Here is a 26,430-nt window from a genome sequence, read left to right as displayed (position 1 = left end):
GGTGTACGAGCTCGCAGCCGGGGACCAGTCGGAGCCCGGGTTCGCAGTGACCGTCTGACCGACCTGTGCAGTGCCGGTCACGGTCGGGACGGCCGTGCCGGTGAACTGCAACGGTCCGGCCGCGGTGAGGGTGATGGTGACTTGCGCGGTGGCGCCTGCGGCGGAGTTGACGACTACCTTCACCTTTCCGCTCGCGGAGGTGAATGTCTGCCCGGCAGGCCACGTCTGCTTCCGGACGCCGTCGGACGGCTGGTAAGGGATGACGTGCGATGCCGCAGAGATGATCTTCAGGAACCGGACGCCGAGACCGTAGCCGTGCCTGGCGTAGATGCTGTTGTAGTCCCGGCCGGTTCCGTTGCGGTACTCGATGAAGTACCGCTCTCCGGTGGACGGGTCGTTGACCTGGACAGCACGTACCCCGCTTGCGTCGGATGCGGCATTCAAGGTGACGGTCGTCTGCGCGGTGGGGGTGTTGCCGGGCATGTAGACGGTGGGGAAGTCAGCTGCGGTGAGGATCGCGAGCCGGGACTTGTTGGTGGCGTTCAGGGCTGGGAGGGTGGCGTTCCCGTGACAGGTCGGGTCGCAGTAGACGATCCCGTATCCCATGACGTCGTAGATGTCGTTGTACTCGAGGAAGCCGCAGCCTGTTCCGTCGTAGACGGGGTAGGTGCATGCTTCGACGTTCGAGTGGCGCAGGGACAGGTTGTGTCCGAACTCGTGAGCGATGGTCAGATCCAAGGTCCACTGGTTGTAGGAGGCCCAGGTGACACCGCCGTTGCCGACGCCGCCGCCGACTGTGCCGAGACCTGAACCGGAGCCGCATGATGCAGGGGCGAGGACGAGCAGGTGGGTGGATGGGCTCTGGTAGTAGAAGCTCCAGCTCGCGCGCCCGAACTTCAAGGCCGCTTCGTTCCACATCGCCTGCTGGTCGCAGACGTTCCCGCCGGTCTGGTACCGGATGATGGAGTTGACGGTGAACGCCGGCACCTTGCCGGCGGTCTGGTCGTTCCAGAAGTCGGCGACCCTCTGGATTGCCGCTCGCACCGCTGCGTCGTCCATGGGCGCGACGGAGCCGTCAGATCCTGTGACGACAGCGATGTCTACCTGGTGCGGGGCCCCGGCGGCCGCGGTCTCAGGTTGTGTGACCGTGCCGGAGACGGCTTCGAGTGGGATGTCGGCGTCCGCGGCGGCTTCGGCGACGGCTTGGCCTTCGGCGGTGTCGGCGTCGACGACGCCGTCGACGTCGTCGACGTCGTCGACGTCGTCGACGAGGTCGGCTGGGATGTCGGCGATCAGGTCGACGGCCGCGCCGGAGGCGGCGTCGTCGGGGATGACGTCGCCGTCGACGGGGATCACGAGGCCGGTGTCCGTGAAGACGTGGGTTTCAGTGCGATCGTCGGCGGCGCCGCCGATATTCACCGGACCGTCGGGCGTGGCTTCGGATTCGATGACGACGAGGGTTCCGGTGATCCGGAGCTGGCCTGGTTCGTCAGCCCAGGCTGTCGTGGCGCCGCCGCCTGTGAGCGCTGCGATGAGCGCTGCGGTGAGCGCGACGGCGCTCGCCCGTCGACGGTTGGAGCGGGTGGGTGCGGCCGGCGACGTGTTCATGCCGCACAGACATGCGGCGGAAGATGGTCTTCGCCGTCAGGTCTAGCTGAGGCAGACCTTCTCGTGGTCGCGCAAACGGTCGGCGGCGTGGTCCGCGCGGCCTGCCTCCCAGGTGACCTTCTCTGCGCAGTTCGAGCACCGCCGCCCGGCGAGGTGCAGCAGGTGACGGTGGGCGATCGCGTACCAGGTCAACCAGGCGAGAGTGCAGGCCTCGGCGACGACGAGTACCACCTCGAGCACCCCGAGTGCGGTGTTCATCGCCCGTCGCCGATCGTGTTGATGTCTTTCCAGTCGTCCCAATACCAGGACGGCAGCCACCCCCACATGTCGTCGCCGCGGAGTGCCTGTGCGGCGTGACGCATCCCGGACACTTGCGCGTAGATGACTTGGTCGTTGTGGTCGAGGACGTCGAAGGAGAACACTTCGTCGTTGGCGATCTTCTTCTGCAGGCCCGGGGACAGGTATGCGGAGCGTGCGTCGGCGAGCCATTCGAGGCGTTCGGCGGCGGAGAGGCGACGCTTGGGCGGGTCTGCTGGTTTGTCTTCCTGGCGGTCGAGGGGACGGGGTGTGGCCGCAGCGGCCGCGAGCACCTCCTCGGCAGGTACCGTCTTCCACTTCCCCTTCTTCGAGCGCTGCACGGTGACATCGTCGGAGATCTTCCAGTTGCGGACGACGTCTTCGAGGCTCTTTAGGCCGGTGTCGGCGATGCCTGCCCCGTCGATGTGGACGCGGTACTCGAACCGGTTGGTCATCGCCGAGTCCCCGCAATCGCTGCAGCGTGCACAGCGACGAGCGCTTCTCGGTGCGCGGCGTCGAACTGGTCTTCGCCGTCTCGGATGGTCGCGGTGTCGGGGTCGTACGCGTCGGAGTAGCGCGCGACGACCAGGTCGTGGTCGACCTTCCCGGCGGACCGGGCGGCGATCCACATCTCTCCGGCGTTCGCTGCGGCCGCGAACGCTGCGATGCTGTCGCCGGTGTTGAACCGTTCCTGCTGGTACGCCTTCCGGGCGACGGTGCCAAGGGCGGTGTCGGTGTCGGCGTCATGGACCTCATGCGGCTGGAGGTCACGCCAGGTGAGATCGAACATCAGTTGGCCGCCTCGATGAGGCCGGCGAGCTTCGCTTCGCGGGTCCGGGCGCGTGCGCGGAGCCATTCGGCGTGGTTCGTGGGGCGGGAGAAGTTGCCGCTGCCCGCCCATTCGCGGGTGCCGGGGATGTCACGTGAGGCGGTGCGGAGCTCCTTGATGGCGACCTGCAGCCCATACTGCTCGAGCGCGGCGGCTGCGTCTGGTCGCTCCTCGGCGATTCGGTTCAGTGCCGCCTGGATCTGCCCGTAGGTGTACACGGTGCCGTCGGCGCGTGCGTCGTCGAGCTCAGCGATGACGCGGCGGAGCTGGGCGAGTACACCGGCGGCGCCGCGCTGCTCGGCGTCGGCGATCTCGTCGACGGGTGGGGCGATGGTCTGGGCGGTCATGAGCCTCCTCGGGGTCTACCCGTCCATGCGCGGGTGGCCGCCGGCATGCGAGAAGCCCCGACCGGGGGTGGTCGGGGCTTCTCCAGGTGGGGGTTCCTCATCCGAGGCTACGAACACCCGCTGTCATTTGAGGATGACCTTGCCGGTGGAGTTCGTCAGTTCGAGCGTTCCTCCTTCGAAGGCCTGCCGGGTGATGTCCCCGGTGGTGGTCGCGGCGGTCTTCGGGTAGCCGAGCGAACCGTTGACGAACCCGCGCTTCACCCACTCGGTGAGGATCGGCCCGGTCACCATCTGCGCGCCGGTGGTGGCCTTCTGGTAGACGGTGCCGGCCGAGAACGTCTGGGACGTGCCGCCGGCGGCGAGGCCGGTGACGGCCGCGGCCGCCGGCCAGCCCCATGCACCGGCGGGCCCGGAAGCGGCCGTGTACGCGGTCTGGATCCCGGCCGGGAGTGTGTACGTGCCGAACCTCGAGTTGTAGATCGTCCCGGCTTCGAACTTCTGGGACGTTCCCCCGCCGTTCGCGGTGACGGTCTTCGCCGCCTCCGCCGGGTAGCCGTAGGTGCTGGCCGGGCCTCCGGCGACGGCGTACACGGACCGGATCGCACCGGACACCAATTGTGCCCCGGTGGCGGTGGACTGGTAGACGGTGCCGTTGGAGAACAGCTGCTGGCTTCCCGCCTTCGGCAGCCCCGTCTTCCCGGCATCAGTGGGCCAGCCCCAGGCGCCGGCCGGTCCGTTCGCGGCGGTGTAGCCGGTGCGGAGCGGGGCGATGACCTGGCGTGCGGTTTTCCCGGCTTGGGCATACAGGGTGCCCTTCTGGAACGACTGGGTGGTCCCGCCGCCGTTCGCGGCCACCTCGGACTCCGATGACGTCGGGTACCCGAGGGTGCCGGTGACGTGGCCGGACTTCACCCACTCGGTGTAGATGGTCCCGGGCTTCACGAGGCGAGCGCCTGTCGCGGTGGTGTGGAATACGGTGCCGTTCTGGAATTCCTGCGAGCAGCCGCCGCCGGCGAGCTTGCATCCGGCCGCGCCGGTCGGCCAACCCCACGCGGCCGGGCCACCCGAGGCGGTGTAGGCCGCGTCGATGATCGCGGGGACACCCTTGGTTGCGACCGAGCTCTGGTAGATGGTGCCGCCCTGGAACTTCTGGACGATGCCGCCGGCGACCGGCTTGGCTGCCTCGAGCGGGTACCCGAACGACCCCTGGGTGTGGCCGAGACCTGCCCAGACGTTCAGGATCTGCCCGGTGACCGGTTGCGCTGCAGTCTTCGACGACCCGTACGCGGTCAGGTTGGAGAACGTCTGCGAGCAGCCGCCGTCCGCGAGGCCGCACTTCGGTGCTGCGGCCGGCCAGCCCCACGAGCCGTTCGCGCCGCCTGCAGCGTCGTACGAGGCTTGGATCATCGGGGACACCTGGTACGTCCCGAACCTCGACGAGTACACCGAACCGCCTTGGAACTTCACGACGGATCCGCCACCGTTCCCGGCGATCTGGGCCTCCCCTGCCGTCGGGTACTTCAGTTCGCCGCCCGGCCCGCCCGCAGCCTTGTAGACGGTGTTGAATTTCTCGGTGACGAGCACCGCCCCGGTCGCCGCGGTGTAGTAGACGTGACCGCCGGTGAACTGCTGGTAGGTGCCGCCGTCAGGTTGTCCGCCGGCCTGGGCTGCTACGGGCCACCCCCAACCGCCTGCCGGTCCCCCGGCGGAGGTGTACGCGGTGTGGATCGGTGTGCCGGTCATCGTCACGGTCGCGCGCGGGGACGAGTAGACGGTGCCGCCGGCGAACGTGGTGACCGTGCCGCCGCCGTTCCCGGCGACTGCGGTTTCGTTGCTGATCGGGAACCCGAGCGTCCCGGTCGGGCCGCCGGCTGCGTCGAGGATCTGCACGAGCTTGGATGAGATGAAGTACGCAGGGGCGTTCGCCGAGGTGACGAAGACCCGCCCCTTCTGGAAGTTCTGGTAGCAGCCGGCGCCGGCGCAGATGCCGTTGCTGGTCGGGAACCCCCACGGTCCGGCAGGGCCGCCTGCAGCCACGTATCCGCTCCGGGCGGGGCCGTTGCTCATCGCCATCGTTGAAGTCGCGGGGCTCCAGTAGATGGTTCCGCCGACGAACTCCTGCTGTGCTCCGCCGGCGACCCCGAACTCCGGGCCGGTCGGCTGGCCGAACGAGCCGCTGAGCCCGCCCATCTGGTTCCAGAGGAGGCCGATCGCGTTCACCACTGGGTAGTTCGGTCCGCCCTTGGTGGAGCCGAACCAGTCGGTGAAGATCCGCCAGAAGTTCCGGTTCCCGTATGCGGAGCAGCCGTCACCGGTGCCGTAGAGGTTGTTCAGCGCTGCTTGGTTCGGGCGGTACGGGGTGTAGATGTACAGCCCCGCGGTCGCCTGGTTCTGGATGTAGACGGTGCTGGATCCGCACGCGCCGTTCGGGTGCCAGAGGATGTTGTTGTTCCGCCCGGCGATGTAGCCGCGGTCGAGCGGCCGCGCCTGGTACTTCTTGAACTGCCAGACGGCGTTGTACACCTGGTTGAAGAAGCCGTAGTAGTTGATGTCGCAGTCGGCGGTGTCGGGGCAGCCGTACCCGGTGGCGGACCGGTACTGCCGGTCAGTCGGCCAGTCGTCGGTGATGAGCGACTGCTCCTTCTCGAGCAGAACGATGATCGCCTGAGGGTTCACGCCGCACGCGTCCGCGACCCGTTTGATGATCGACGAAGCCCGCTCCCAACGGCCGGTGTACGCGGCACATCCCTCCGACTTCGCGGACTGGTTGGTGGTCTGCATCCAGTAGTCCTTGAGGCAGGTGTACCCCGCCCGGCATGCGCCGACCTTGGATTCCAGGAACGCTTGTACTTGCGCTTCCGAGTATGCGCCCGGGTTGTAGAACACCGAGTCGGCGATGATCATCCCGGGGTCGAAGTCGGCGCCGTTCGCGGCGGATGCTTCAGGTGCTGGGGTGAGGTTCACCGCCGGTGCTGCGACGAGGGCGGACGCTGCGATCGCGCCGGCGCCGATGATCAGCAGGATCCGCTGGAATCGTTGCCTCAGTGTGGTGTTCGGGGTGGCTGTTCCGTCGGCCATGTCGCCCTTCCATGGGTCTTAGGGTCGACGTTGGGCCGGCCCGGGTGGTTCACCCATGGAGGAATGCGGCGAGGCCCGCGACGGTGGTCGTCACGGGCCTCGTTTCGAGGTGCTGCCTACCGGGGTCAGCGGGCGGGACGCCAGCCGTCGAGCGGACGTCCGGAGCCGGTGACGGTGCGGATGACGAGGCCGGTGTCGGAAGGTGACGCGGCGACGGCTGCGCGGGCGGCTTCCTCCGACTCGGCTGCCTCGTAGTCGGTCGTGGTGCTGTCGACGTCGTATGCGGTGCCCCACTGGAAGGTGGGCTGCTCCTCGCCGAGGAGGTCGGCGATGTCCACCCAGCCGTTGGGGGTGCGGACGTCGATGACGTTGCTCTCCATGAGCTGGTGGTACGCGAGGGCTGCGAGGACGTTGTCGATCCGGGCCTGCAGCTGCTCAGCGGTAGGGGTTTCGGGCATGGTGTTCTCCTTCGGTTGGTCTCTTCAGGTGCACCATGCGCGGGCCCGCTACCGGTCGGTTGGCTGCGCCTTCCGGGTGGGCTGCCATCCGTGGATGAGCGTACCGCCGGCTTCGGTGTACCAGCGGTGCAGGTCGACGCCGTCGTAGCCGATGAGCTCCCCGGAACGCGGGGTGAGGTCCACCCATTGTTCGCCGACTTTCCGGAAGACGCTCGTCATGATGCCGTCACGGAGACCGACGATGAGCGACTGGTGCGCGTAGTGGGCGAGGTGCTCGGCCTGCAGTGTGACGGTCGGCTGGTCGGCGCCGAACACCCGGGTGATGTTCCTCGGGTTCGACCCGGTGGCGATGTTCCAGATGGACATGTCGGAGTGCGGGACGTCGGTGTCGGTGTCGGCGATCCAGCGGATCCAGCCGGTGAAGTCGCGGACGTAGACGTCCATGTCGACGTTCCATCCGCGGTCGACCCAGAGGACGATGACGGACTGGTCGCCGAGCTCGGCGAGGTCGTCGAAGTTGCGGATCCGTGCGGGCTTCCGTGCCGGCACCGGAGCGGTCTCCTCGCGGAGGAGATCGGCAGGTGCGGTGTCGACGAGGTTCTGGCGGATCTGCTGGAGATCCACCGTCTGGTAGTCGGGGACGTCGGCGTTCAGCGGGGTGACCTCGACGGTCTGCGCGAGTGCGTCACGGTTGAAGGAGACCGCTTCATCGGTAGCCTGGTCGGCGTCGGGTGTGACGGCTCGGAAGGTGGCGCGGCGGGCCGGTGTCGCGGCCACTGCGATCGGTTCGGTGTCGATCGGTTCGATCATTGCCGGGGTCGGCGCGGCGGTCAGCTGGGCGCGGGCGTCTTCGATGGTGAGCTCGAGGTGCCGGTCGCGCATCCGGAGGGCGTGCTTCTGCAGTGATTCTGCTGCGGAGGTGAAGCCGTGTGCGGCGAGGACGGTGAGGCGGACGTGCACGCCGAGCAGCCAGAGCCGGACGCCGGCGCTGCGGCGTGGGGTGTCGTCGACGGTGTACTGGTCGGTGGCGCCGAGCATCTCGACGATCCGGCTGACGCTGTCGTCCTCCTCCCGTGCCTTCGGTGCGGTGGGGCGGGTGATGGTCAGGGCGCTCATGCGGCAGCCTTCCAGATGACGGCGCGGGTGACGCCTGGGCGTCCTTGGTGGTCGGGGTCGACGTCGACGAAGTACCAGAGGTAGTCGGGGTCGTCGCGGCGCGCGGGGATGGAGCGGATGAGTTTCAGTTCCGGTTCGGCGGTCGTGAAGTCGAACTCGGCGGCGTCGTCAGCGCCGAACTCGTGTTCAAGGCGTGCTCGCATGACGGCACGCGCGACGACGATGTCGTGCGTTCCGGTGACGAGGCCGCCGCCTTCGTCGGAGAGGTGCGCTCGAGGGTCACGCTTCCCCATCCGCTACCTCCTCGGCGTCGGAGAGGATCTGGCGGAGACGGGTGACGATCTCCTTGCGTTCCTGCACGCGGACGCTGGTTGCGTAGTCGCGGGTGAAGACCTTCCCGGTCGGGTCGAGCTCGTCGACGAGTTCGGCGATGCGCTCGAGCGTCACCTGGTCGGCGGTCGGCTCCGCCCAGTCGGTGCCGGTGGTCAGCGTTCCGGGCTCGAGCTCGGTGCGGCCGTGGTCGTGGATGACGGTGCGGAGCTTCAGGATCTCCCGCGGTTTCGCGCCGAGGACGACGATCGGGACGCCGGGGTGGACGCCAAGGGCGTTCAGGACCGCGTGCGCCGCGTGTGCAGCCAGCTTCCCGCGGCTCATCGTGATGTTGGTGTTGTACCAGATTCTGATCCGACGGCCGGCGGGGGCGTCGACGAGCTCAACGGTTGTCGCCGTGGAGGGGTCGTCGTGCGAGGCGGGGGTCATCGACATCCCCATGCGCGGGTTTTGCGTTGACCGGGCTGCGTGTGCCGAAGACGGGGAGGCGGTCGCTGAGCTTGATGCCTTTCGGCCTCGGTGGAAGGGGAGTACCCTGACCCCGCCGGACGGCCGGGGCGACGGCAGCCCCTGCGCGGCTGTTGTCGTGAGGGGGAACTATGAGCGTGTCGCAAGAAGCCGGACTGCTCGATGATCCGAACGTGATCAACCTCGCGCGAACGCGGGTGCTGATCGAGACCGCCGAGTGGCATCTCGGCCAGATCATCGACCTCGGCGACAGCCTACGAGCACGCCGGGACCGGCTGCTCGCAACCGAACCAGGCAACGGCGTCGCAAGGGCGATCGCGGAAGACCCGTTCGTGACGAACGCTCTTGAGATCGTCGAACGAGCCCGTGTCGCGCTGGACGAACTGGGCAAGTGGAAGGATCGCGGAGATGCCAGTTGAGGGAGAGGGGCTGCTGACCGACGCCTTCCAGGCCGCCGGCGAGGGCGCGAGCATCGCCGTAAACCTGTGGCTAGCTGGGGGTCATCTTGTGGTTGCGGCTGGGTCACGGGCAGCAGCGGGGACAACTGAGGCGGCTGCAGATGCGATAGGTGGGGCGGCGGCCGCAGGCTCCCCAGCGGCGGAGATTTCTTCTGGCCTACACACCACCGCTAGTGGATTCTCCGCCGCCGCTGCAACTGCGGTAGATGGTGCTTCAGCCGCCGCCACCGCGGCGTTGACCGCGCTGACCGGCCCGTCCGGCGGTTCCAGCACTGGCGCCGGTCCTTCCGGACCGAAGCACTTCTTCGATGCTTTCGAGGACATCCTGGCGAAGATGAAGACCAAGAAGGGCGACAGTTCGAACGACGACGACAACTAGCCGCCGCCGAAACGGAGGGGAAGACAGCCTCAGGCGAGGTTCAGCCTGCGCGTTCGACGGCAGCCATGAGCGTCACCCAGGCCTGAGTCACCTGGTCGGTGACGTCGATGCCGGCGTGCCGGATCTGGCTGACGCGGACGACCCATGCGTTCGTGCGCTCCCGGTGCTTCGCGTGCTGCTGCACCTCATCGGACGTCCATTCGCGCGCGACGACGACGTCGCCGGTGTCGGAGTCGACGATGACGAACAGGCACGCGTCGTACTCCGCGGGGCTGGAGCGGATCGGTGAGAACACCTGGCCGGGCTTCGTTGTGGAGTCCTTGGTCCGGACTTTCACCTGAATGCGCCGGCCGTCGGCAGCGATCAGGTCGAACGCCTTCGCGGAGTTGTTCTCGAGCACGCCGGTGTACATGATGCTTGCGGTGTACTCCGCGAGGTCGCCGATCGGGGCGTTGCGGGTGCGGACGAACCGGCGCCGGGTCAGCTCCGCGAGGATCTGCCGGTACAGGGTGAGCAGTTCACGGACGGTGTAGCTGGTGAGGTCGACGTCAGCCATGCCGCTCATCCTCTCAGCTACCGGCGACAGCCGGGCGCCGTTCAGGCTGCCCGGGCGGTCCGGTACGGGTGCGGCTTCCGGCCTGCACGGATGTCTCGGCGCTCACGAGGTGACGTCCCACCCCAGACGCCGAAGTCCTCGTCGTTGTCGAGTGCGTAGTCGAGGCACTCGGAACGGACCTCGCATGACTTGCAGACTTTCTTCGGGTCGCTGGTCGGGCCGCCCTTCTCAGGGAAGAACATCTCCGGGTCGGTCTGGGCGCAGAGCGCGTCCACCCTCCAGGCGTGCGGGCCGTCGACCGTGGTGCTTGGCAGCTGCCGGATCCTACGCTTGACGGGCGCTGCCTTGATCGGAGTGACGTTCGTATCGAAGGGGTCGACCTCGGCGGTCGCTGCGAGCATGGCGTGAAGCTCGGCGGGGGTTGGGTCGGCGATCAGGTCGAGGGTGGTGGGCAAGGGTGGCGCTCCTGTGGTTCGGGGTGGAAGCACCCGCCGTAGACGGCTGGTGCTGGGTGTTCAGATGCCGTGACGTGCTCGGACGGTGGATGCAGCGTGCGAGATGGTCTCCCAGTCCTGCTCAGTCGCTTCGGTGAGCGAACGGGCGGCTTCGTCGAGCACCTCGCGCTGGAGTTCGTCGAGCGTGTCCTCGTCGAGCTCACCGGGAAGGTACCCAGCGATGTCGCCGGGCGCCCATATCTTCACGGGGATGTCGCGCGCGAACGCGAGGTCCGAGATGAGGTTTCGCACTTCGTCGTCGTCCATGTGGTCGAACGGCTTGAGATCTGCCAATTTGGCCTCCTTCTGCTTCGAAGGGGACATGCGCGGGCAGCGTGAGCGAGGTCGGGTGCGGCCGTGGGCGAAGACGGCCGGTTACCGAGTTACCGCTCGGTTACCACCTCCGGGTAACGCCGTTTCCCCTGATGAGAGGGAGGAAATAAGGGATGGTTACCGAGTTACCGTTTTCACCTACATGCATATAGGGGAATAAGGACGAAAAGTAATGAACTCTGAGGGGACTTTGAGTTCGATTTTCCCTATGTATATATATCTAGATTGGTAACTTGGTAACTAAGAGAGAAAAGACCCCTGAAGGCCTTGTGTTTGCTGGTCTCCGCCGGTTACCGAGAACTGGTAACTGGCGGTAACTTCGGTAACCGGGAACGGTGTTCGGTATCGTCTCCGACATGATCCGCTTTTACGCCGTCGTCTTCGCGGTCATGGCCGTCCTCACCGGAATTACACTGATCTGGCAGGCATTCGGCCAAGCAGACCCGCGGCTCATGGTCGCCGTCGGCGGTCTCGGCGCAGTGATCGCAGCTGGAAGGATCTCCGAAGCGCGAGTCGACTCCGCCCGGGCGGCGCGCTAGACCCCGGCCGGCTCCACCTGTGGCGTCGAAGCTGCGGACTCTGCTGCCGACCGCAGGGTCGCAGCAGCCAGAGCCACCTGCGCTGCAGCGGTGGTGACACCATGCTGGATGGACGGCGAGCCCACACGGAACCAGTCCGCGACGTGCAAGGTCGCGTACCCCAGTTGCTCCTGGATCTCGGACAGCCGGCCGAGCAGGTCCGGCGCCAGCTCCTCGATCAGGCGGTCCGCGCCGACCTGATCCGGTGCCCGACGGGTGATATCTGCCAGCTGGGCGGTCAACTCCGCGATCTCCGTCGGAAGCCCCGCGCGCACCACTCGTTCAGCCACCGGAACATCCTCCGCCGCAGCGGCTGGAGGAACGCTGGACGGCCGCCACCTCCCCGATAGGGGTCGCGCAGGCTGATGACCATCGGGCAGGATGCTGCCATGGGTTCAGATTCCGTCGACGTCGACGCGGAGGCGCTGGCGGACGTTCGGATGGTGACCTTCCGGCTGACGGCCGACACGATGCCGGAGCTCCCAGCGGGGACGGTCAGCGGGATCGTGTCTGCGATGTTCGATTTCCTGGCCCTCGGCATCTGCGCTGCAGCGCCCCAGACGCTGACGTGGTTGCTCACCAACCCCTTTGTACCGCCCAGCGTCTTGGCGGGGTTCGAACACATCATCGACGTCGTTGAGTCTGAGCGTGCCCCGCTGACCGTCGTTGAAATGCCCCTGACCTACTGGCGAGGCGTACGAATAGGAGCGCAGTCCGAGCGATCGATCTTCGATCAGCCACCGCTGACGATGAAGATCGCCAGGTCGCAGCTGCTTCACGTTCGAGAGCTGAGTTACACGAACCCGTTCACCGCACTGGTGCAAGCGCCTGTCGGCGACCGAGCAGCAAGCGCATTGGTCGAGTTCCTGAACCAATTGCTCTTCGGGCGAGCAAAGCGTCGTGGTGACGCTGCCACGGCAACGCGGGCGGAGATCGCCGCGGCCGTTGAGGAAGCGACCATGGACCTGAGTGTCGATGAGAAGTTCCTTCTCCTCGACCGGCAGCAGGTCGAGCTCGACCTGAAGCGCGAAGAGCTCAAGCAGGCGAAACTCAAGACCGAACGGAGGCGGTTCCAACTGGCTGACGACATCCGCCAAGCGCAATCCAGCGCACCAGCCGTCGGAGAACCGCGGGTGGTCTGGACTGAGGAGCAGGCAGCGGAGTTCGCCGACAACGTCCGCCTGGTGGGTGCCGTCGAGGCGATGTCGTTGATCGGCGTAACAGTCGAGATCGTGAAGGAAGGCTGAGGCCGCCGCCTCGAGCGCCCGGCGATGGTCGGCGGCTCAACCGCTCGTTCTTCCCAACCGCGCATGGTCCCGCTAGAGCACGTCCAGCGACGGCTCGGAAACGAGGACATCATGGACGCTCCCCGAGAGCCGGCTTCAACCTCCACCAGTGGTGCTTCCGCAGCGATCGACGAGGCGCTGTCCGCCGCCGCCCTCGCCCTCTTTGGCCTCCGCGTGGAGCCGACGATCATGATGGAGCGCGGCCAGCAGAAGGTGTTCCAGTGCGCGCATTGCGGCACCACGGTGGTGCAGTCGTCGCTCGCGCCGGGGAAGCTTGGTGCGTGCCCGGCATGCGGCCAAGGCAAGTGGTGGCAGCAGAAGCTTCCGGTCTCCGGAATCCATGAGATCGACGGCCGTGGCTGAGCGGAAGCTGCCGGAGGACTATGACGGCACGCCGATCTGCCCTCGGTGCGGGGACGGTTGGCCAGTCTGCGCCCAGGGGATCTCCCATGAGGAGTCGTGCGCCAAGTACGTCTTCCGTGACGATCTCTGCGACACCTGCCTCATCCTGATGGACTGGGCTCCCGCTGACTCGACACTCCCAGCACCGGTGTACACAGCTGAGGACTTCGAGTTGCTCACCGACGAGGAGCTCGACTCGTTCGACATCCCAGCCGACGCGATCCTCGCCGTCCTCGCTGCGTTCCCGGGCGACGCCGGCGAAGCCGCCAGGCAGGCCGTGCGGGCGTTGTGGGTTCAGGCGGCGAAGCATCGGCGCGCCGTGGCAGCGGACCTTCCTCCGCGCATGTGACCCCCGAACGACAGGGGGACCGCGTGAGCGACTACATCTACCAGCCCGGAGGGCTGCTCGGCACGCTTGAGCGTGAGAACGCGCAGCTTCGCGCCGACAACGAACGCCTGCGTGAGGTCGCCTACCCTCGCCCGGTCGCGACGGCGCCCATCGACGACGTCGTGCTCACTGAGACGGTGAAAGCCACCGCCGGACCGGTCGACGAGGCACTTGCCGCGCTGTACGAGCAGCTCGACCGGCTGGCGCCGGACGGCATCGACAACCGCGTGTGGATCGCCTCGCTCGAGCACACTGCCGGCGACGTCATCGAGGGCTACCGCGACTGGGTGCAGGAGACGTGGGAGTTCCCTGCCGAGGACGAGGCCGTCTGATGGCCATCGAACAGTTGGAAAGCCTTGGCGCCCTCACTGACCGACTCGGGGAGCTCACCGAGCAGGGGCTCAGCCAGGCGGCCGCACTCCCCGGCGGCCGGTACAGCGATGTGGTCTTCCTGGTGTGCACCGACCCGGACGGCGAGTGGTTCTACCTCGGCGACCGCAGCGGGGACAACCTCAAGTTCCGGACGTACCCGATCGGCGAGCTCCACGACGTCCCCTACCTGCTCCTCACCAAGGACTACATCTGATGACCAAGCAGTCCCAGCGCCTGAAGAACTCGCACCCCGTGCCGCTGATCTGGTGGCTCGAATGCGACATCTGCCATGGCCGGTCTGATCCCGCGTGGACGGCGGACGCGCTCAACCTCGAAACCTTCGCTGTGGCAGGGTGGCGGATTCAGAACGAGCACCCGATGGACACTTGCCCCGCATGCCTCTCCGCGGCGGGCCTGCACGCCGAGCAGGAAGCGCCGGCCGAGACGGACGGCCTCCGCGCGATCCTCGACACTCAGGCCGAGACCATCCAATCCCTCGTCTCCGAGGATCCCGGCGTGAACATCGACGATCTCCTCGAGCGCGCCGGCAACCGCGAGGGTCTCCCCGCGTCGCAGCTCAAGTACGCGCTGTCCTACGCAGACATCATGGGCATGATCAAGATCAACTTCGGTACGTACACCGCCACGCCGAACTGACGTTCAGAGCAAGCCGAGTTTCGCCCGTCGGTGTAGTTCGAGGGTCAGGTCGAGTTCGGAGTACTCGCTGAGCGCCAACCGTGGCCGGGCCTCCTGCGCCGTGATCACCTCGGCGGCGACGAGCGCGTCGACGACGTCGAGCCCGAAGGCCCGCGCGAACAGGACCACATCCTCAGCTCGAGGCGCGGCCCCTCGCAGCCAGTCGGCGACGAGTTCTCGATCCAGCCCGTGCACGGCAGCTACCGCGTCGGCGGCGTCGACACCGAGCGCGGTGTACACGTACTCAGCCCATGACCTTGCGGTTCCCATTCCCCCATTGTCCGCGCATGTGGCCCACGTGACCTCCCCACCAGCAGGCCTCGCCGAGGCGCGCAAGCAGATCCTCCGTTACATCGAACCGGAACTCCTGCTGATGTGCGCCGCGTACGGCATCGATCCTGCGCAGCTGGACACCGACGGGCACGGGCCCGCGATCGCCGCACGCGCGGCCCTCGCTCTCGCCGACCTCGGCGTCGTCGACCAGGCCGCATGGTCAGCCGCGCGGACTCCCACTCCGGTGCTTGCCGGTATGGACCGCGCCCTCACGGACGCCCAGGTGATCTCCATGCTCGCCGGCGCCGCTCACGAGGAAGCGTCTACGAAAGCTCGAGCGGACAACCTCCGCGAGCTCGTCGCGCAGGTCCGCGCGTGGGAGGCGGAAACCATCGCACGGCACCGCGCCCTCCGCGACGAAGCCAAGCGCCGTGGACTCGATATCCCATTACGCAACCCCGAGGAGACCAGTTGAACGCCATCAAGCCCGGGCAGTCCGTCGCCCAGTTCCGCCTCCCACTCCCGGTCAGCGGGATGAGCGCCATCGCAGATCTCATCGAACATCTCTACGGCGCTGGCGAGACGATGATGAACCCCCGAGGCGACGTCGTGGAGATCACCGCCCCGAAGGACGGATTCGGCCCTCGCACAACACCGGCACCGGTCCTCCCCGGGCCTGACGCAGACGACATGCTCGTTTCCCACATGGCTGCGGAAGACGGCGAGCTCGAGCTCACCTACGAGATGGACCCCGACCTGTTCGGGGGGATCGCGGACAACCTCGTCGGCTGGTTCGAGGCGGTCGGTGGGATCAACTACGTCACCCTCGACGTGAAACCGATCGACGGGGACTCCGAGTTCGTGTTTACCCTCCAGAGGAAGGCGGGTCTCACCCCGCACGACGCCAGGCAGGCAGCTGAACGACGGGTCTCAGAGCTTGAGGAGGAAGTCGCCAGGCTCACCAAGGAGCTCGCCGGCGCCACCCCGGACGCAACGTAACCCCCGCAGAACCGTCCGCGCGACAATTTCCGCGCATGGGGTCCACGAACACCCCCGCCCACCCCGAGGAGCTCCAACCAGTGACCATCGCCGACGAGCGCACACGTCATCCCCGCACCGGGCTGACCCGCGCCGAGATCGAGGACGACACACTCGGGCTCCGGGACCAGCGCCAGCCCACCGAGACGGCTTGGGAGCAGTGGCGACGCGCGACGTTCGGCTCGTACACCCCCGCACAGCGGGTGAAGGTCAAGACGGTCCTCGACGTCGTCTTCGGACCGGACGAGGCATGACACAGGTGACCACCGCCCTCACGGCCTTCCAGTTCCGCGTCCTCGAGGCGCTTCTCGAGCAGACAGACCGCCCCGCAGCATCGACGCCGCCGTGGCACACCGGACGCACCCTCGCACAGTCGCTATGGCCTTACTCCCCCGCCTGGACGCGACGCACCCGCGGTCGAAACAACCGCAACGGCGCGCTCGGCGGGACCATGCCGATGAAGGGCGCGAAAGCCGCCTGGGATCTCGTCGACCTCGGATTCGCCTCTGCCACCGAGGACGAGAACTACCAGCCCCGCTTCACGATCTCCGCCGCGGGCCGCGACGCCCTCACCCACAAGTCAACCGCTGGCAGTCCGGTAACGCCTGCTACCCCCGCACAGACCGAGCCAACCCAGCGGTACGGCGCGGCGCACCACAGTCAGGAAGGCTGATCCATGTCCCACCCCAACCACAACGCGGTCATCAAGGTCGTCGGCATCGGCGGAGGCGGCGTCAACGCCGTCAACCGCATGATCGAGCTCGGCCTCCGCGGCGTCGAGTTCATCGCCATCAACACCGACGCGCAGGCGCTCGTCCAGTCGCACGCGGACGTCAAGCTCGACGTCGGCCGCGACCTCACCCGCGGTCTCGGCGCCGGCGCAGACCCCGAGGTCGGCCGCCGCGCCGCCGAGGACCACGCCGACGAGATCGAGGCGATGCTCTCCGGCGCCGACATGGTGTTCGTCACCGCCGGCGAGGGCGGCGGCACCGGCACGGGCGGCGCACCGGTCGTCGCACGCATCGCCAAGTCCATCGGTGCGCTCACCATCGGGGTGGTCACCAAGCCGTTCGCGTTCGAAGGCAACCGCCGCATGAAGCAGGCGATGAACGGTGTCGAGCGTCTGAAGGAGGAGGTCGACACCCTCATCGTCGTCCCGAACGACCGCCTCCTGGAGATCAGCGACCGCGGCATCTCCATGCTCGAGGCGTTCGCCACCGCCGACCAGGTCCTCCTCGCCGGCGTGCAGGGCATCACCGACCTGATCACCACCCCGGGCATCATCAACCTCGACTTCGCCGACGTCCGCTCCGTCATGCAGGGCGCCGGCACGGCCCTCATGGGGATCGGCACCGCTCGCGGCGCCGACCGCGCAATCAAGGCGGCCGAGTTCGCGGTGTCCAGCCCGCTGCTTGAGTCGTCGATCGACGGCGCGCACGGTGTGCTGCTGTCCATCCAGGGCGCTTCGAACCTCGGCATCTTCGAGATCAACGACGCCGCCGCGCTCGTCCAGGAGGCGGTGCACCCGGAGGCGAACATCATCTTCGGCACCGTCATCGACGATGCGCTCGGCGACGAGGTCCGCATCACGGTGATCGCCGCCGGTTTCGACGGTGGTGAGCCGCAGGTCCGCGGTGTCCGCGAGCACGGGTTCCGCCGCCAGCCGTCCACTGCACCGATCGCCGCGCAGCAGACCGCCCCGGCACCCGCACAGCAGCACTACGCGCCCGCGGCCGCCCAGCAGCACTACACCGCGACACCCGGCCACCAGCAGGCGCCGGTGGCCGGTCAGGTTCCGGCCGCCGCTTCGCACGTCCAGTCGGCGCTGGCAGCCAACACGGACCCTCAGGTTGCGTTGCAGCGCCCGCTCATCCCGACGCGGGAGCAGCGTGAGCTCGCGGCGGCACCGGCAACCCAGCCGTTCACCGCCCCGCACCGTGCGGTCCGTCCGGAGCCGGTGCAGCAGCCCGCGCAGCAGCCGACGTACGCGACGGCCGCGGAAGCGTTCGGGGTCGAGGACGACGGGTTCGACCTGGACATCCCGGACTTCCTTCGCGAGATGGCTTCCGCGCCCACCCGCTGAACTTCTCCGCGCATGACGGCGGCGAGCTGAGAACCTTCTCGGCTCGCCGCCGTTCCTGTTCCCCCGCCGACGAAAGGCCTCCGTGGTAGACGACTCCGACTTCACGGCTCCGTGTGACTGCGGCGGCTGGCTGCACTTCGTGAACGGCGTCGCCGTCACCCATGACGGCCGGAACCATCCCACACCTTCGACCACCCTCGCCGGCGCGTTCGACACGTACGACCAGCTCTTCGACTTCCTGACCGTCGCCGCACACGCGAACGGCGCAGACCTGCCCACGGAGACCTTCTTCGACGACGAGTGGGAGCCGGAGTCATACGCCCAGTTCGCGGCGAGCATGGCCCGAACCCTCATCCAGTCAGGGTGGGTGAAGACTCGCCCCGGTGAGGCCTACCCCGGCGTCGTGTTCGCAGAGCCCGAATGGGCTGTCCGCGCGTCCCCGGATGCGGAGCCGAGGACCTTCCCCACCGAGGACGAAGCACGCGAGTACGCAGGCCTAGCACGCCGGACCTCCTCCCCGGATGCCAAGGTGGTCATGCGAGCGTCGACCGGGTGGGAACCCGCACCAGAACGAAAGGATCACCGATGACCGCCACACTCGAACGCCGCCGCGTCGACACCCTCCAGGAGATGGACTTCGACGGCGAACCCGGAACCGTGATCGGGTTCCTCATCGACGGGCACGTCGGACTCGACGACGTCGACATGTTCGTCGCCACGGAGCTCGCCGAGCACTTCTGGGACGGCGGGCCCGCACGAGGGTTCGACGTCGACCATGTGTTCTGGCGCGCCGTCCCGTTCGTGGACGAGGAGGGCGAGCCTGTCGCTGGGTCCTTCACCTACGCGTACGACCCCGACGCTTCCCGGGGCGGCCGCGCGGCCACCCGGGTCGAAGCGAACAACGACTGGGAGCGTTGGTGCGCCAACCATCCGGACGAGCTCGCCGCTCTCGGCATGCCCGCCTACCGGGTCGTCGAAGAAGACCATGACCTGCTCGTCGACGGATACGTGTGGATGTGCGACCCCTGCCACGACCGGTTCGAGCAGCGGATCGCCGCCGAACGGAACACCCAGATGCGGTCGCCGCACACGGAAGCCGTGTGAACCTCATCCCGAACTTCCTCCAGCGAGCCAATGGCAAGCTGAACGGCTCGCTCCCCGAGCCGAAGACCCGGCGGAGATCGAGCTGCAGGTCGCCTTCACCGCCAGTCCAGACGAGATCGTGGCTGCGGCAGCGCGAGAGAATGCCGAGATCCGCGCCGGGTTCGCCGTCGAAGCGTCACGTCTCGGCGGGCTTTCCGGGTACAAGTCGCTGACGAACACCCGCAAGACGATGCTGCAGCGCCGCATCGAAGACCTGCAGGCAGCCGCCGACGGCAACGCAGGGCAGCTGATGACGAAGATCTCCAGGCTCAGCATCCGCCACGCCATGCACGAGTCGGGCATCAGCTTCGACGATGCCACGTGGGAGTTCGACGACCTCGCCGACCGTGAGATCGTCCGCGAGAACTACAACCTCCGCTGCCTCGCCATCTACGAAGCCGGCGCGATCCGCGCCCATTTCAACCCCGAGTTCAACAATGTCCCGAAGGGCGCCGGGCAGCTGGCCGTGTCCGTCGCCGAGCAGCTCGAGGCGTACGCCCGAGCAGACCAGGCGACACCTTCCGTCTGACCTGCAGTTCGGGCCCGGCTCGGCCGGTTCCAGCTGGACCCGCGCATGTGCTTCCCAGCACATCCCCCTGCAACACCCTTGAAGGAGCAACCCCCGCCATGCCGATCGTCTACCAGAACGAAGCCGACGACATCATCGTCTCCGACGAGAAACTGAACGGCCGCCGCGGCGCCGTCAACGTCACGAACTCCGACGAGGACATCGACATCACGTTCGAGGACACCGACACCCTCGGCCTGTGGATCGACGAGGTCGTGAAGGCCGCCCGCGACGCCGGATTCCCGGTGGCGCTGACCGTCCCCTCAGACCCAAGCTAGACGTCACCGGCCGAAACGCCCCGACCCGCGCATGTGCCGGGTGTCGAAAGGACACCCCGCACCATGCTCACCCTCTCCGCCATCCAGCTCCTCGAACATGACGAGCGTCACCACTTCCGAGGCCCGTTCGCAGAGCGGACCGGCAACCCGGTCGTCGACAACGAGCTTCGTCGCCTGAACCGGCGGTTCCGCCGGGGCGCGAGAGCAGGGTTCCGGGTGACCACCCCTTCAGGGCGTCGGCGGAAGAAGCGCATCGCCCGAGTCGAAGGCGGCCGCTACCTGTCCCTCCTCGGCCGTGTCGCCATGGACATCGCAGAGCGAGGCACCCGATGAGCTGGGCGGAGTTCCAGAAGCAGCATGACCTGCCTGGCACCGCCATCGCGCCGAAGCGATCGAAGATCGACCTCGAGGAGTTCTACAACACCGCGACCACGTTCGAGCGCCGGTTGCGGATCGCGGCCGGCTTGGAAGCGGCCACCCTCCGCGAGCAGAACGCGCTGCTGCAGGGCCAGGTCGACGCCATCATCACGAACATCGACGACCGGCCGCTGTGGAAGCGGATCAGTGAGCAGCGGAAGCAGTTGCGGGTCTCGAACATGTGGCGCGGCATCCACGAACGCGCCCGCGACGACCTCCGCGACCGCCTCACCGACCTCGAACGCCGCCACGCCACCCTCATCGGCGCAGTGACCGACTGGCGGGCTCGTCACGCGAACCACGCCGGTCACGCCGCGCTCTCCGACCTCGACCTCGCGCTCGAGGCCGCGCAGCCCGCACAGAAGGACTCCAGATGACCGGCGCCGCCGCGCTCGAGCTCGACCGCGAGCTCGAGGCCGAGAGCGCCGAGCTCACCTTGAAGGAGAAGCTCGAACACGCGATCGACGGGCACGACCTCGATGCCGCCGTCACGAACGTGCTCGCGCTCCTCGAAGCCGAACGCCACCCGGTGAACCGCCACATCCACGACGCCCGCGGGGTTCTCCGCGAGATGGTCCGGGGTGTCGCCGGCGGCGGCACCACCATCGAGAACGGGTTCACCCTGGTAGACCGGGCGATCGCGACGATCGAGGAGTTCCACATCTCGATGTTCGACGCGTTCCGCCCTGAAGCGGTCGCCGAGATCGCGGTGCTCCTCTCCGAGGACGCCGACTGGGAGCAGATCGCCGAATGGTGCGGCGGCCACATCCACACGGCGCAGGACCCTTCCGGCGAGTACATCTCCACGATCGTCCTCCCGAACGGCGAGCACGCCGCCGAGAACTCCTGGATCACCCTCGACCATGAGGGGCGGTTCCGTGTCCGATGGGAGGTCCGGCAGCCCGAGACGACGCCGGCATCCCGGCTGGCTCGAACCTGATGCTCGTCGTCCGCGCGAACCGTCGCCGTGTCCGCTGGGTGTCGCTCGCCCTCATCGTCGTCGCGATGGTGTTCATGTACCGTCTCGTCGACTTCCAAGTCGTCCGCGCCTCCGCTCTGTCCGCGGAAGCGGACGACCGCCGCTCCGTCGAACGAACCCTGTACGGCAGCCGCGGCGAGATCGTCGACCGCGACGATGTCGTCCTCGCCGACGCCGTCATGAGGTACGACCTTGCCCTCTCCCCGAAGTCAGCCGGTCCGACGTTCCGTGACCAACCGGACCCGGAAGACCCGGACGCCACCATCAGCGTTGAAATCCCGTTGCAGCAGGTCCTCACCGAGCTCGGCATGGCCGTCGGGATGACCCCCGAGCAACTGCAGGAGATCATCGACGCCGCCCTCGCCGCCGACCCGGACTCCGACTTCGCATACTTCGCCAAGAACGTCGACCAAGCCACCACCGACCAGGTCCGCGCGCTCGGCATCCCCTGGGTGCAACCGTGGGAACATCCCGGCCGCCGCTACCCGAACGGCGCCGTCGCCGGGAACCTCCTCGGGTTCATGGGTGACGACGGCGCCCTCGCCGGCCTCGAACTCGAATGGGATCAATGCCTCACCGCTGAAGACGGCGCGGTGTCTTTCATGCACTCCGCGAAGGACTGGGTGGAGATCCCGAACACCCGCCGGATCCTCGACAAACCCACCGACGGCGGCACCCTGAAACTCACAATCGACGCGGACCTGCAATGGTTCACCCAATCGGTCGCTGAAGCACAGGTCGAAGCGGTCGACGCCGACTGGGCGACCGTCACCGTCATGGAAGCCAAGACCGGAAAGCTGATCGCCGTCGCCGACGTCCCCACCGTCGACCCGAACAACCCCACCGGAGTCGCCGCGGAGAACCGCGGCACCCGGGCGTTCACCGCACCGTACGAGCCCGGATCCACGATGAAGGCGCTCACCGCGGCATCCCTCATCGACGCCGGTGTCGCCTCCCCAACCACCCAGGTCGTCGCACCGTACCGGTACAACGCCCCGAACGACGCGGACGTGAACGACTCCTCCTGGCATGAGGACCTCGACCTCACCCTCACAGGCGTGCTCATCGAATCGTCCAACACCGGCCTGTCCCAGCTCGGCGAGCTGATGACCGACACCGCCCGCTACAACGACTTCCTCGAGTTCGGGCTCGGCACCGCCAGCGAGGTGAACTTCCCCGGCGAAGCGGACGGCGACCTCCACGGCGTCCCGGAGGAGTGGGACAACCAGACGAAGTACACGACCATGTTCGGTCAGGGCCTCACCACCACCGCGATCCAGGTCGCGTCGGTGTACCAGACGATCGCGAACGGCGGGGTCCGCATGCCCGTCTCACTCGTCGAAGGGTGCGAACTGCCGAACGGGAAGACGATCGGCACGCCGGCCGGTCAGTCCCGCCAGGTGATCTCCCCCGCCGCGGCATCCCAGACGTCGCAGATGCTGGAGCGGGTGTACACCGAAGCGTGGCTGAAGGACAAGTGGAACATCCCCGGCTACCGGGTCGCGACGAAGACCGGCACCGCCCAGTTCCCCGACGGGAAGGGCGGCTACCTGAAGGAGTACCTCGTCTCCGTGTCCGGGTTCGCCCCCGCCGACAACCCCGAGTACGTCGTCTCCGTCTCCGTGTTCAACGCCCGGGACAACAACACCTCCGCGGCGGCCGCACCGATCTTCCAGCAGGTGATGTCGCAGGTGCTGAAAGACAACCGGGTCGTGCCGTCAGGGGCGCCGGCGCCGGAGATACCGGCGCGGTGGTGAACCGGCCCGCGCATGGTGCACGCATGACGTCGACCCTCGCGAACCTTCCGATCACACTGCGGAGGATCATCCCGCCCCGGCTCCGGGTCGCGATCAACTTCCGCGCCGCAGCGATCCGCGGGGAGCTCGAGCACCTCTTCCCCGCCATCGTGAACGAGGGCGAAGCCACCGCGATCGCCGCGAACCTGGCGTTCCCGAACTACCCGTCGTCGAGGGACTACAGGACAAAGCAGGACGCGGTCGAGCACCTGCAGCTGCTCTGGAACATCCTCGACGACTGGGACGGATCGCGCCGCAACGTCCTTCGCTCGCAGTACGGGTTGGACGCAACCCCGGAGACCGCCGCGGCAGCCAAACGCTCCATCAGGCGCGGCCGGACCACCAGGACGAGGACGAGGCGGGAACGAATGGTGAAGATCCAGTCGATCAGCTCCTGAGACTGGAGGAGTTCCGGGACTCTTCCGCTCCGCGCATGTCCTTCCTGTGACCGACCTCAGCACCACCGCCCCTGCACGCCTCATCACCGCCTCCCGCGCCGAGGACCTCAACCCGGGAGACATGATCGTCATCCCGAACCCGGGCGGAGGATCGAGCACGTACCTGGTCGACACGGTCAGCGTGGCGGACGCCACCACGGATGACGGCGGCACCGATGAGCCCGTCGGTGTGGTCGTCGTTCAGGCGCTCGACACGCACAACGAAACCGTCACCGTCGTGATGGACGCCGACGAGGAGATCACCTTGGCGGACGCGGCCGCAACGGAGCGGTTCGTCACCGACTCCCGTGACGCAAGCGCCCGACGGGTCGAGAAGACCCTCGCCACCGCGCTGCCGACCATGCACGCCGTCAGCATCGGCGCGTTCACACTCGCGCTCCTCACCGTCGTCGCCACCGTCAGGCACCAGCCGGCCATCGCAGGGATCGCACTCGTGGCAGGCGGCGCGATCGCCGCAGCGTTCCCGCTGCAGATCCTCTGCATGGTCGGGCTGCACCACCTCACGCACAGCCTCATCCCGAAGATGTCGAAAGCTGCCGACCCGGGCGAGTAACCGCGCATGGACTCTTCGACCGATCGGAGACCAGTGCACACCCACACGCCCACTCTGGACTGCCAGGACTGCGGCCGCGTTCTGAGGAAGCTCACGCCGGCGGAAGCGCAGCGGGTCGCGTACCGGCCGTACTCCTTCATCGTGTTCTGCAACGACTGCGCACCGAACCAGCCCGGGTTCCTGCTGTGACGGACGCGCAGCCTCGCCCTGCCGACCGGGTCCTCGAGCTTGAGCAGCAGGTTGAGGCGCTCCGCTTCGATCTCCGCGACGCCGGCCGTGACGCGGAGCGGAAGGTGAACATGGCGATCGAGAAGGCGATGATCCGGACACTCCGGGACATCCTCGCCGCCATCCACCTCGAACGGACTGCCGGCGGCATTACCGTCGAACGTGTCGAGGAGATCGCTGCCGGCTGGATCGACGCCGGGTACCCGTCTGGTGAGTGGCGCCATCCTCGCGGTGTCAGCAAGCTCACCGCGGACCGTGACGACGCGGGGACGATCCGTGAGCTCATGGAACGGTTCCCCGACGGGGTGTTCTTCGCTCACGCGGAGAACGTCGCGCTGGTCGTCGCCGACTGGCTCGAAGGGCACGACGCGCAGGTCCGCCAGGCGGCGATCGCGGACGCGGTGGCCACCCTGAAGGCGAGCCCGGCGGTGCTGCTCGCAGGGAAACGCGGCGGCTACGAGCTGCTCGACGAGCTCTCCGGCACGATCGCATGACCGGGGCACAGATCGCGGCCCCGGTCCCGTTCGGGCCGATCCGCGAACGCTTCACCGTCGACGCCGTCAAGACGTCCGGTGAGAAGGGTTGGCCGGTCACCCAGGTGACCGTCTTCGACGCCGGCGCCCCCGTGTTCACGTTCGAGCGCCGCTACTCGTTCCTCCACACGTTCGAACCGTTCCGGCAGTGGGACGGCCAGCAGTGGCGGAACTACGCCCTCATCGCCCCGAAGTACACCACGTTCGCGGTCCTCGACCTGGACTCCCGGCAGATCATCGCGGAGCGGCCGATGCCGACCAGACAGATCCCCGAGGAGTGGTTCGACCAGTATCCCGAACGGTTCAAGGAGGGCAAGTGGCTGGCCGGGAAGCAACCCGGCGATCACATGCAGCTCGAGGGGTTCTGCCCCGCCGACTTCTACGTGCCCGACTTCGCATCCGAGATCGGGTTCGCGGACGCCGCTGACTGGGACAAGCACGCCACCGAGTCGTGGTTCCAAGACGAGATCGCGTTGAAGCAAGGGCAGTTCGGGTTCTACTCCGGGTGCGTCTGGGGAGACGACACCTCGCACAAGCTGCGGTACATCGACCTGTCCCGCATCTCCGAAGGTGTCGTCACCGACGACGAACGGTTCGGATACTGGGAGGTCCCCGACCGTGGACGGCTGTCCGAGCACATCAACATCGACGACACCTTCGTCACCGTGAACACTCGCGTCACCGTCGACCTCGAGCGTGGCGCATCGCCATGGTCAAGGGACGGGATCCGCTGGGCGGAACGCGACGACTGAGCGCCCGCGCATGAACCGGGCGAACCCGCTCATCGATGGAAGGTCGACCGTGGACAAGTACGTGCGAGAGAACCAGATCGCGCTCGAGGTGTTCGCCGACCGCGGCCAGAGCGAGTTCCACGGCGTCAGCCCACGCACTCTCAGCGCCTTCGCGCGCCGCGGCCTCGTCTGGTACGGCGACGAGCACCGCGGAGGCCTGACCGGCAAGGGACGCGACGTCCTCGCCGCACTCGAAGCTGAAACAGCAGACCAGGAGGATGCCCAGTGACGGTACAGATCGGCGAGGTCGTCATCCGCGTGCCGGTGCTCGTGGAGCACGAAGGCGGAGACTGGGAGGCCGGCCAGGCGGCGTACTTCTACGTGCAGGCAGGAAAGCCGGAGCTCGTCAGCCACACACTCGACGACGACGGGCAGCACCTCATTGCCCTCGAACGCGCCGGCGGCGACTTCTGGATGGACCACTTCCCCGACGAGGCCCTCACCTTCGAAGAGAAGCCGATGGACCCAGTCGAAGCGAACGATCTCTACCACCGAGTCGCGAAGGTCTACTACGACTCGACCATCGATGACAACATCACCGCCGAGGCCTCGCAGTGAGCCGTCGGCTGTGCCCGTGGTGCCGGCGAGCAGAGATGGAACGCTACGAAGGCGACCCCGCACGTTGCGAGCCGCCGTACGAGATGTGCGCGAATGGGTGCATGCGCGAGGCCATCGAGGACGACCCCGCCGACGAGGACGAAGCTGCAATCTCAGCAGAGGCGCTGGCCGAGTTCCGCGAGTGGACGCTCGAGCGGCAGCAGGCGAAGGGTCGCCCCTGGTGGAAGTTCCTGAGCTCCGAAGAGATCTACCAGCGCGGCC

At 67.5% G+C, this 26,430-nt stretch carries 43 protein-coding genes and 1 pseudogene; 29 read left to right on the top strand and 15 right to left on the bottom strand.

The window, feature by feature from the left end:
- The 10 genes and pseudogenes from GH736_RS03470 to GH736_RS03425 all read right to left on the bottom strand — a co-directional run.
- Nucleotides 1-1,608, bottom strand: a pseudogene (locus GH736_RS03470) (hypothetical protein); the annotation flags it as partial.
- A gap of 42 nt (nt 1,609-1,650) precedes the next feature.
- Complete coding sequence (locus GH736_RS03465; RefSeq protein WP_159600311.1) at nt 1,651-1,866, bottom strand: hypothetical protein; 216 nt, start codon at nt 1,864-1,866, stop codon at nt 1,651-1,653.
- Entirely contained in the window at nt 1,863-2,360 is a 498-nt protein-coding gene (locus GH736_RS03460) for a hypothetical protein (RefSeq protein WP_159600309.1), read from the bottom strand. Before GH736_RS03460 ends, GH736_RS03465 begins: the two co-directional genes overlap by 4 nt.
- A complete protein-coding gene (locus tag GH736_RS03455; RefSeq protein ID WP_159600307.1) occupies nt 2,357-2,695 on the bottom strand; it encodes a hypothetical protein in 339 nt (112 codons plus the stop codon). Before GH736_RS03455 ends, GH736_RS03460 begins: the two co-directional genes overlap by 4 nt.
- Nucleotides 2,695-3,081 (bottom strand): hypothetical protein, encoded by a 387-nt coding sequence (locus GH736_RS03450; RefSeq protein ID WP_159600305.1) that lies wholly within the window; start codon nt 3,079-3,081, stop codon nt 2,695-2,697. The genes GH736_RS03455 and GH736_RS03450 overlap by 1 nt, the downstream gene beginning before the upstream one ends.
- A 123-nt stretch (nt 3,082-3,204) precedes the next feature.
- Nucleotides 3,205-6,159 carry a hypothetical protein gene (locus tag GH736_RS03445; protein WP_159600303.1) on the bottom strand — a complete coding sequence of 985 codons (2,955 nt, stop codon included), beginning with the start codon at nt 6,157-6,159 and terminating at the stop codon, nt 3,205-3,207.
- Nucleotides 6,160-6,284: 125 nt separating this feature from the next.
- Nucleotides 6,285-6,617 (bottom strand): hypothetical protein, encoded by a 333-nt coding sequence (locus GH736_RS03440; RefSeq protein WP_159600301.1) that lies wholly within the window; start codon nt 6,615-6,617, stop codon nt 6,285-6,287.
- A gap of 48 nt (nt 6,618-6,665) precedes the next feature.
- Complete coding sequence (locus tag GH736_RS03435) at nt 6,666-7,733, bottom strand: hypothetical protein (RefSeq protein ID WP_159600299.1); 1,068 nt, start codon at nt 7,731-7,733, stop codon at nt 6,666-6,668.
- On the bottom strand, nt 7,730-8,026 hold the full coding sequence (locus GH736_RS03430; RefSeq protein ID WP_159600297.1) for a hypothetical protein: 297 nt from the start codon (nt 8,024-8,026) through the stop codon (nt 7,730-7,732). The genes GH736_RS03435 and GH736_RS03430 overlap by 4 nt, the downstream gene beginning before the upstream one ends.
- Nucleotides 8,013-8,492, bottom strand: a complete 480-nt coding sequence (locus GH736_RS03425) for a hypothetical protein (RefSeq protein ID WP_159600295.1) — start codon at nt 8,490-8,492, stop codon at nt 8,013-8,015. The genes GH736_RS03430 and GH736_RS03425 overlap by 14 nt, the downstream gene beginning before the upstream one ends.
- A gap of 212 nt (nt 8,493-8,704) precedes the next feature.
- Here GH736_RS03425 and GH736_RS03420 point away from each other — a divergent pair, with 212 nt between their 5' ends.
- Both GH736_RS03420 and GH736_RS03415 read left to right on the top strand, forming a co-directional pair.
- Nucleotides 8,705-8,950, top strand: a complete 246-nt coding sequence (locus GH736_RS03420) for a hypothetical protein (protein ID WP_159600293.1) — start codon at nt 8,705-8,707, stop codon at nt 8,948-8,950.
- Nucleotides 8,940-9,368 (top strand): hypothetical protein, encoded by a 429-nt coding sequence (locus tag GH736_RS03415; protein WP_159600291.1) that lies wholly within the window; start codon nt 8,940-8,942, stop codon nt 9,366-9,368. Before GH736_RS03420 ends, GH736_RS03415 begins: the two co-directional genes overlap by 11 nt.
- A gap of 40 nt (nt 9,369-9,408) precedes the next feature.
- Here the strand turns inward: GH736_RS03415 and GH736_RS03410 are convergent, their stop codons facing one another.
- From GH736_RS03410 to GH736_RS03400, 3 genes are read right to left on the bottom strand one after another with little or no spacing between them, the layout of a single operon-like run.
- Nucleotides 9,409-9,924: a DUF6998 domain-containing protein gene (locus tag GH736_RS03410; protein WP_159600289.1), complete on the bottom strand. Its 516-nt coding sequence runs from the start codon at nt 9,922-9,924 to the stop codon at nt 9,409-9,411.
- Nucleotides 9,925-9,965: 41 nt separating this feature from the next.
- Nucleotides 9,966-10,379, bottom strand: coding sequence for a WhiB family transcriptional regulator (locus tag GH736_RS24820; RefSeq protein ID WP_328596787.1), 414 nt, complete (start codon nt 10,377-10,379; stop codon nt 9,966-9,968).
- Nucleotides 10,380-10,439: 60 nt separating this feature from the next.
- On the bottom strand, nt 10,440-10,712 hold the full coding sequence (locus GH736_RS03400; protein ID WP_159600287.1) for a hypothetical protein: 273 nt from the start codon (nt 10,710-10,712) through the stop codon (nt 10,440-10,442).
- A gap of 374 nt (nt 10,713-11,086) precedes the next feature.
- Here GH736_RS03400 and GH736_RS03395 point away from each other — a divergent pair, with 374 nt between their 5' ends.
- Entirely contained in the window at nt 11,087-11,290 is a 204-nt protein-coding gene (locus GH736_RS03395) for a hypothetical protein (protein WP_159600285.1), read from the top strand.
- Here GH736_RS03395 and GH736_RS03390 read toward each other — a convergent pair.
- Nucleotides 11,287-11,619: a hypothetical protein gene (locus GH736_RS03390; RefSeq protein WP_159600283.1), complete on the bottom strand. Its 333-nt coding sequence runs from the start codon at nt 11,617-11,619 to the stop codon at nt 11,287-11,289. The genes GH736_RS03395 and GH736_RS03390 overlap by 4 nt on opposite strands.
- A 75-nt stretch (nt 11,620-11,694) precedes the next feature.
- Between GH736_RS03390 and GH736_RS03385 the strand changes: the two genes are divergently transcribed.
- The 6 genes from GH736_RS03385 (at nt 11,695) to GH736_RS03360 (ending at nt 14,434) form a co-directional block, all read left to right on the top strand.
- A complete protein-coding gene (locus tag GH736_RS03385; protein WP_159600281.1) occupies nt 11,695-12,576 on the top strand; it encodes a hypothetical protein in 882 nt (293 codons plus the stop codon).
- 111 nt (nt 12,577-12,687) lie between these two features.
- A complete protein-coding gene (locus tag GH736_RS03380; protein ID WP_159600279.1) occupies nt 12,688-12,978 on the top strand; it encodes a hypothetical protein in 291 nt (96 codons plus the stop codon).
- Nucleotides 12,971-13,366 (top strand): hypothetical protein, encoded by a 396-nt coding sequence (locus GH736_RS03375; protein WP_159600277.1) that lies wholly within the window; start codon nt 12,971-12,973, stop codon nt 13,364-13,366. Before GH736_RS03380 ends, GH736_RS03375 begins: the two co-directional genes overlap by 8 nt.
- 23 nt (nt 13,367-13,389) lie before the next feature.
- Nucleotides 13,390-13,737 (top strand): hypothetical protein, encoded by a 348-nt coding sequence (locus GH736_RS03370; RefSeq protein ID WP_159600275.1) that lies wholly within the window; start codon nt 13,390-13,392, stop codon nt 13,735-13,737.
- Entirely contained in the window at nt 13,737-13,991 is a 255-nt protein-coding gene (locus GH736_RS03365) for a hypothetical protein (protein WP_159600273.1), read from the top strand. Before GH736_RS03370 ends, GH736_RS03365 begins: the two co-directional genes overlap by 1 nt.
- The gene (locus tag GH736_RS03360; protein WP_159600271.1) at nt 13,991-14,434 is read left to right on the top strand and encodes a hypothetical protein; all 444 of its coding nucleotides are present in this window, start codon (nt 13,991-13,993) and stop codon (nt 14,432-14,434) included. Before GH736_RS03365 ends, GH736_RS03360 begins: the two co-directional genes overlap by 1 nt.
- Nucleotides 14,435-14,437: 3 nt before the next feature.
- Here the strand turns inward: GH736_RS03360 and GH736_RS03355 are convergent, their stop codons facing one another.
- On the bottom strand, nt 14,438-14,743 hold the full coding sequence (locus GH736_RS03355; protein WP_159600269.1) for a hypothetical protein: 306 nt from the start codon (nt 14,741-14,743) through the stop codon (nt 14,438-14,440).
- A 28-nt stretch (nt 14,744-14,771) separates the two neighbouring features.
- Between GH736_RS03355 and GH736_RS03350 the strand changes: the two genes are divergently transcribed.
- The 20 genes from GH736_RS03350 (at nt 14,772) to GH736_RS03255 (ending at nt 26,169) form a co-directional block, all read left to right on the top strand.
- Nucleotides 14,772-15,221, top strand: a complete 450-nt coding sequence (locus GH736_RS03350; protein WP_159600267.1) for a hypothetical protein — start codon at nt 14,772-14,774, stop codon at nt 15,219-15,221.
- Nucleotides 15,218-15,745 carry a hypothetical protein gene (locus GH736_RS03345; RefSeq protein ID WP_159600265.1) on the top strand — a complete coding sequence of 176 codons (528 nt, stop codon included), beginning with the start codon at nt 15,218-15,220 and terminating at the stop codon, nt 15,743-15,745. Before GH736_RS03350 ends, GH736_RS03345 begins: the two co-directional genes overlap by 4 nt.
- 35 nt (nt 15,746-15,780) lie before the next feature.
- Nucleotides 15,781-16,038: a hypothetical protein gene (locus GH736_RS03340; protein ID WP_159600263.1), complete on the top strand. Its 258-nt coding sequence runs from the start codon at nt 15,781-15,783 to the stop codon at nt 16,036-16,038.
- A gap of 5 nt (nt 16,039-16,043) precedes the next feature.
- The gene (locus tag GH736_RS03335; protein WP_159600261.1) at nt 16,044-16,457 is read left to right on the top strand and encodes a hypothetical protein; all 414 of its coding nucleotides are present in this window, start codon (nt 16,044-16,046) and stop codon (nt 16,455-16,457) included.
- A 3-nt stretch (nt 16,458-16,460) separates the two neighbouring features.
- Nucleotides 16,461-17,867 carry a cell division protein FtsZ gene (ftsZ, locus tag GH736_RS03330; protein ID WP_235933817.1) on the top strand — a complete coding sequence of 469 codons (1,407 nt, stop codon included), beginning with the start codon at nt 16,461-16,463 and terminating at the stop codon, nt 17,865-17,867.
- Between the two features lie 82 nt (nt 17,868-17,949).
- Nucleotides 17,950-18,456, top strand: a complete 507-nt coding sequence (locus tag GH736_RS03325; RefSeq protein ID WP_159600259.1) for a hypothetical protein — start codon at nt 17,950-17,952, stop codon at nt 18,454-18,456.
- Entirely contained in the window at nt 18,453-18,971 is a 519-nt protein-coding gene (locus GH736_RS03320; RefSeq protein WP_159600257.1) for a hypothetical protein, read from the top strand. The genes GH736_RS03325 and GH736_RS03320 overlap by 4 nt, the downstream gene beginning before the upstream one ends.
- A gap of 118 nt (nt 18,972-19,089) precedes the next feature.
- Nucleotides 19,090-19,539 (top strand): hypothetical protein, encoded by a 450-nt coding sequence (locus GH736_RS03315; RefSeq protein ID WP_159600255.1) that lies wholly within the window; start codon nt 19,090-19,092, stop codon nt 19,537-19,539.
- Nucleotides 19,540-19,637: 98 nt separating this feature from the next.
- On the top strand, nt 19,638-19,856 hold the full coding sequence (locus tag GH736_RS03310) for a hypothetical protein (protein ID WP_159600253.1): 219 nt from the start codon (nt 19,638-19,640) through the stop codon (nt 19,854-19,856).
- 63 nt (nt 19,857-19,919) lie between these two features.
- Nucleotides 19,920-20,189 (top strand): hypothetical protein, encoded by a 270-nt coding sequence (locus GH736_RS03305; protein ID WP_159600251.1) that lies wholly within the window; start codon nt 19,920-19,922, stop codon nt 20,187-20,189.
- A complete protein-coding gene (locus GH736_RS03300) occupies nt 20,186-20,650 on the top strand; it encodes a hypothetical protein (RefSeq protein ID WP_159600249.1) in 465 nt (154 codons plus the stop codon). Before GH736_RS03305 ends, GH736_RS03300 begins: the two co-directional genes overlap by 4 nt.
- On the top strand, nt 20,647-21,213 hold the full coding sequence (locus tag GH736_RS03295) for a hypothetical protein (RefSeq protein ID WP_159600247.1): 567 nt from the start codon (nt 20,647-20,649) through the stop codon (nt 21,211-21,213). The genes GH736_RS03300 and GH736_RS03295 overlap by 4 nt, the downstream gene beginning before the upstream one ends.
- A complete protein-coding gene (locus GH736_RS03290) occupies nt 21,159-23,009 on the top strand; it encodes a peptidoglycan D,D-transpeptidase FtsI family protein (protein WP_159600245.1) in 1,851 nt (616 codons plus the stop codon). Before GH736_RS03295 ends, GH736_RS03290 begins: the two co-directional genes overlap by 55 nt.
- A 23-nt stretch (nt 23,010-23,032) precedes the next feature.
- Nucleotides 23,033-23,446, top strand: coding sequence for a hypothetical protein (locus GH736_RS03285; RefSeq protein ID WP_159600243.1), 414 nt, complete (start codon nt 23,033-23,035; stop codon nt 23,444-23,446).
- A 46-nt stretch (nt 23,447-23,492) separates the two neighbouring features.
- The gene (locus GH736_RS03280) at nt 23,493-24,059 is read left to right on the top strand and encodes a hypothetical protein (RefSeq protein ID WP_159600241.1); all 567 of its coding nucleotides are present in this window, start codon (nt 23,493-23,495) and stop codon (nt 24,057-24,059) included.
- Between the two features lie 6 nt (nt 24,060-24,065).
- Entirely contained in the window at nt 24,066-24,248 is a 183-nt protein-coding gene (locus GH736_RS03275; RefSeq protein ID WP_159600239.1) for a hypothetical protein, read from the top strand.
- Entirely contained in the window at nt 24,245-24,781 is a 537-nt protein-coding gene (locus tag GH736_RS03270; protein ID WP_159600237.1) for a hypothetical protein, read from the top strand. Before GH736_RS03275 ends, GH736_RS03270 begins: the two co-directional genes overlap by 4 nt.
- Nucleotides 24,778-25,572, top strand: a complete 795-nt coding sequence (locus tag GH736_RS03265) for a hypothetical protein (RefSeq protein WP_159600235.1) — start codon at nt 24,778-24,780, stop codon at nt 25,570-25,572. Before GH736_RS03270 ends, GH736_RS03265 begins: the two co-directional genes overlap by 4 nt.
- Nucleotides 25,573-25,582: 10 nt before the next feature.
- Nucleotides 25,583-25,840 (top strand): hypothetical protein, encoded by a 258-nt coding sequence (locus tag GH736_RS03260; RefSeq protein WP_159600233.1) that lies wholly within the window; start codon nt 25,583-25,585, stop codon nt 25,838-25,840.
- Complete coding sequence (locus GH736_RS03255) at nt 25,837-26,169, top strand: hypothetical protein (RefSeq protein WP_159600231.1); 333 nt, start codon at nt 25,837-25,839, stop codon at nt 26,167-26,169. The genes GH736_RS03260 and GH736_RS03255 overlap by 4 nt, the downstream gene beginning before the upstream one ends.
- Nucleotides 26,170-26,430 lie beyond the last annotated feature (261 nt).

Source organism: Agromyces humi, assembly GCF_009720255.1.
GTDB lineage: Bacteria > Actinomycetota > Actinomycetes > Actinomycetales > Microbacteriaceae > Agromyces > Agromyces humi.
This window is presented reverse-complemented; position numbering and strand designations above follow the sequence as displayed.